This is a genomic window from Paenibacillus sp. AR247 (assembly GCF_002968895.1).
Taxonomy (GTDB): Bacteria; Bacillota; Bacilli; order Paenibacillales; family Paenibacillaceae; genus Paenibacillus_AQ; species Paenibacillus_AQ favisporus.
In genome coordinates, this window is the sequence record NZ_PCZT01000024.1 from 15,257 (window position 1) to 19,082 (window position 3,826).

General features: G+C 54.7%; 3 protein-coding genes and 2 pseudogenes. 3 read left to right on the forward strand and 2 right to left on the reverse strand.

The window, feature by feature from the left end; translation table 11 throughout:
- Positions 1 to 262 (forward strand): annotated as a pseudogene (locus tag CPT76_RS30870) (hypothetical protein); the annotation flags it as partial.
- Between the two features lie 43 nt (positions 263 to 305).
- On the forward strand, positions 306 to 1,379 hold the full coding sequence (locus CPT76_RS30875; RefSeq protein WP_105445604.1) for a phage baseplate protein: 1,074 nt from the start codon (positions 306 to 308) through the stop codon (positions 1,377 to 1,379).
- 138 nt (positions 1,380 to 1,517) lie between these two features.
- Here CPT76_RS30875 and CPT76_RS30880 read toward each other — a convergent pair whose 3' ends face one another.
- Positions 1,518 to 1,616: a stalk domain-containing protein gene (locus CPT76_RS30880; protein WP_105445605.1), complete on the reverse strand. Its 99-nt coding sequence runs from the start codon at positions 1,614 to 1,616 to the stop codon at positions 1,518 to 1,520.
- Positions 1,617 to 2,106: 490 nt separating this feature from the next.
- Entirely contained in the window at positions 2,107 to 2,238 is a 132-nt protein-coding gene (locus tag CPT76_RS40860; RefSeq protein WP_258168998.1) for a hypothetical protein, read from the reverse strand.
- Positions 2,239 to 2,563: 325 nt separating this feature from the next.
- Between CPT76_RS40860 and CPT76_RS30885 the strand changes: the two are divergent.
- A pseudogene (locus CPT76_RS30885) lies at positions 2,564 to 3,826 on the forward strand (FAD-dependent monooxygenase); the annotation flags it as partial.

Sequence of the window (3,826 nt, forward strand, 5' to 3'; positions counted from 1 at the left end):
TAACTATGTGCCGGGACCCGAGGGGACGATTTCGAAAATGTGGGCGGTGGGACTCAGCATGAAGCTGCTGACGCCTGCCCGGGTTAAGGAATACGAGGATTTGGGCATCCTGCCGTGGTGCTACTGCCCGGATGACGATCAGCAGGTCTACTATGCGCTCGGCTGCGGTTCCCTGCTGATGACGGTGAACAACCCGCTCCCCGCCATGCGGATTCGGGAACAGATGGACCTCTCCCCCACAAGTTTCATGCCGCAGCCGTGAATGTCCAGTTTCATCCCAACCCTTGATTGGAGGATTGATGTCCATGGATCATTCGAAATTTAACAGCCGCTCAGCCGTGAAGGGATTGGCCCGCCGCACACTCATGAAATTAACGGCAGGCTTCCTGATTGCCGCCCTCCTGCCTCTCTCCGCTTCCGGCGCTCATGCGCAGCCGTCGCCGTTGAAGTCCAAAATGTTCGACCTGTCGCAGGAGGCGAAGGAAGTGATCCGCGAGAAGCCGCTGCATAACGGGACCGTGCTTCAGTCCTTTGCCATCGATAATGCGAACGGGCGTATTTATACCGTTCAGCTCATGGCCGGCGGACAGCAGCTCCCCGGCGAATCCGCACCAGTGAGCGGAGCCGCCCGCTCCAGCAGCGGCGATCTGGCCCTGACCCAGCTGGATATGAACGGAAACGAGCTGGGGCACATGTTCCTGAAGGGATTTGGCCACGGTGTGCAGATCGGCGTGGAGGCGGACGGGTCGCAGGCCTACTTATGGACGGAGACCGACTCGGTGACGGAGTCGGGCAGCGGCTGGGGAACCCAGCTGACCCGGTTCGCCTTCCAGGACGGCGCCATCCTGACGCCGGAGTCGCCGGAGCTTGAGAAGTACCGGCTCATCCCTGGAGCCGACCGGACAACGGTCCATATCGATCAGGCGAACGGGCTGCTGACGATGCGTTACCGTCTGAACGGAGCCTTCCATTTTGGCGTATATGAGCTTGAGAAAGTTAAGCAGCACATCTATGAGCCGGTGGCGGACGTCCTCCAGCCTTCCCTCGGCACGTTCCAGGGCTTCGCCTCCTACGGCGGTTACCTGTATCTCCTGGAGGGCAGCGCCTACGGGTCGGCCGGCTCGGTCGAAGGCACCGGCAATACGTACATCACCGTCGTGAAGCTGAGCACCGGGGAGGTCGCGGACCGGCAGCTGATCCTTACCGCGCCGGAGCTGACTTACCGGGAGCCTGAGGGCATGTCGATCCGGATTCCGGACTTCAGGCATCCGCAGAAAGCCGAGCTGTGCTTCGGCTTTGCGTCCGCCTTTACGCCTAACCGGCTCGCCAGCATCTACGCCTTTGACCGGCTCCTGCCGGAGCAGGCGCTGCAGGATTAAAATTAAAATGAGGAAGGCGGCCGTGTATGGCCGCCTTCCTTTTTATATGAAGCCGTATTCTGGGGAGGTTCTAAGGACTATTCTTCAAAAGCTTATGCCCCTAGCAAATGTAAAGGAAATATTCATGTCTTTGATATTTTACGGCTTGAAGGAAATATCAACATACGTCGCGCTATCCTTGGCGGATGCATTCACAGTTGCCCCTAACACTTCAGAGACAAATCTGATGGGCACCATGACTCGGTTTTCAAAGTAAGGAATGCAACGAGCAAGAGGATCGCAATCACACAAATCGCCACAACCACTCGTTTAAAGGTCATTTTTATTCCCCATTTCTAATTAGGATCATTAACCATGGTCACGAAGGACAGCAGACTTCGCTCACTTTTTCGTTCATATTTAAAACCCCTGTTGCTAGAAAAAGTTTAATTTTCAGGATTTACCATTTTATATGTAACTACTACTATACTGAGAGCGTCTTGAAATTCAGTAGAATAGCCAGGTGGTTGCTCCCAGCCGTTGTTTGTCTGCTATTACCTGTGCCCTCCGTTACCTTAAGGCTTACCGTGTAGCGGTCCGCTTTTTGTGGTATACTTGAAATAGATCAAGCGTAAACTAAAAAAGCCACGATGCTGGTAACATCGTGACTTTTGACAAAGGCCGGCGGGCGACCACGGCGAGAATTTCATAATTCTATGAAAAACCACCGGATTCCAAGGCGTCCAACCTAATCCCGGTGGTTTTTCTTGTTAAGCCGCGCTTGCTTCCAGGCACTGACCAAAGTTTTCAGGCCAGTAATAATACCGACCAGCTTCAGCAGTCCGTCCAAAAGCTTTATGGCCAATTCAAGAATGGACACGGCGCCACCCCCTTTCGGGTTCGCTTCGCCGCGTCCTCCCACCGGTTACTTTGTCCTTTCGATTATACCACAATATACCATTTGCTAATTGCTAATTCTCTCACTTATCCGGACACCGGATCCTCTCATTTCACATTAAAAATGCCTCTCTCTTCCGATATAATCTGATTTAACAGCCCCAGCTTCCAAACCATATTCCCCGGCTCCCTGAACACTCCACCTATTTGTGCCGCTTACTGATCACAATCAGCCCTTTTGTTGATGGCGTTTCGAAGGGTAAAAACTATAATGTACACATAAGCTCCAAAAAAAGGAGGCAGCGATCATGCAACCTCAGGTATTGATTGTCGGCGCCGGTCCTACCGGCCTCGTTTTGGCTCTGGCCCTGGAGAAGCAGGGAATCCCTTTTCGGCTCATCGATCAACGGACTGGACCGGGAGAAGCCTCCAGAGCCATGGTCGTTCATGCCAGAACCCTGGAATTCTACCAGCAGTTCGGCATAGCGGATTCTACTCAGCCTGCCTCAGGACGAGCATGAAGTCCTTCTCATCGAGCACCTCGACTCCAAAGGAATCCATGTGGAATGGGATACCGGGCTCGTTTCCCTTCAGGAAGGGAATGAAGCGGCGCATGCCGTCACGACCCGGCAAGGGATCGAAGAGAATCAAGCGTATGCCTATGTGTGCGGATGCGATGGGGCGCATAGTACGGTCCGCAAGGAGATGGGACTGGAATTTCCCGGAGGAACGTATGAGCAGATGTTTTTCGTGGCTGATGTGGGGAGTAAAGAGCCCGTGACAAACGTGACAATGAACTTTTTTGAAGAAGGCTTCTGTCTGGTCTTCCCGATCCGCACGAGCGGACAGGTCCGGCTCATCGGACTGATTCCGCCCAAGATCCTGAATCAGGGAATTCCCGCGGATTTGGAGCCTCTGATTCCTTATGTGGAAAGAAATACGGGTGTGCACATCAGCCAGGTGAACTGGTATTCGACTTATAAAAGCCATCACCGGGTATGCGAGCACTTCCGCAAAGGGCGGGTCTTTATCGCCGGGGATGCGGCCCATGTGCACAGCCCGGTCGGAGGGCAAGGGATGAATACCGGCATTGGGGACGCCATGAATCTGGGCTGGAAGCTTGCCGCGGTTCTTCTGGACAAAGCGGACGCCGGCATTCTCGATTCCTACGAGACGGAGCGGATTGCTTTTGCCCGGACGCTCGTGGCCACCACAGACCGGCTGTTCCAATCGCTCGTAGGGGGCGGAATCATGACCACTCTGGTTCAGGACATGGTCATTCCCCATATCGTTCCCCTGCTTCTGGACGTCCCGCCTATACGAAAAATGGCCTTCGAGCGGCTGTCGCAAACGCAAATCCGTTACCGGGACAGTATGCTGAGCAGCGGTGCTTCCGGCTCCGTTCACGGCGGCGACCGTCTGCCCTGGATTCAGACCGCCCATGGGGACAACTTCGAACCGCTGCAATCCGTCGATTGGCAGCTGCATGTGTACGGCCAGGCATCGCAACGTCTGCGCCAGCTCAGCGAAACGCAGGCATCACCCTGCATGAAATGGGATGGACGCCATCC